The organism is Pseudomonas sp. B19(2017) (assembly GCF_002113165.1).
Taxonomy (GTDB): domain Bacteria; phylum Pseudomonadota; class Gammaproteobacteria; order Pseudomonadales; family Pseudomonadaceae; genus Aquipseudomonas.
Genome location: NZ_NEJR01000056.1, coordinates 1 through 546, shown reverse-complemented (window position 1 = coordinate 546; position 546 = coordinate 1). Strand labels below are relative to the sequence as shown.

The following is a 546-nucleotide window of genomic DNA, read 5'->3' as shown; positions in this document are numbered from 1 at the left end:
CCAGACCATCACTGTTGAAGCGGGCAAGACCCAGGGCAGCGTCGACTTTGAGACCCCGGCGAACGACGTCTACAACAACGGCTCGACCGTCAGCGTCACTATCGAAAGCGCCACGGGCGGCAACTTCGAGCAACTGACGCCGAACCCGACCCCGGCGCAGACCACGATCAACGATTCGGTCGACACCACCACTGCGACCCTGACGGCGACCCCGTCGGTGACCGAAGGTGGCGTCATCACCTACACGGTGACCCTGAGCAACCCGGCGCAGACGCCGGTGACTGTGACCCTGTCCAACGGCCAGACCATCACTGTTGAAGCGGGCAAGACCCAGGGCAGCGTTGACTTTGAGACTCCGGCGAACGACGTCTACAACAATGGCTCGACCGTCAGCACCACGATTACTGGTGCTACCGGCGGTAACTTCGAGCAGCTGACACCGAACCCGACCCCGGCCCAGACCACGATCAACGATTCGATCGACACCACCACTGCCACCCTGACGGCGACCCCGTCGGTGACCGAAGGTGGCGTCATCACCTACAC

General features: G+C 62.8%; 1 protein-coding gene. It reads left to right on the top strand.

Annotated elements, in window-relative coordinates:
* The coding region (locus CAF70_RS26000) for an immunoglobulin-like domain-containing protein (RefSeq protein WP_143491961.1) at window positions 1-546 on the top strand (546 nt) is incomplete at both ends.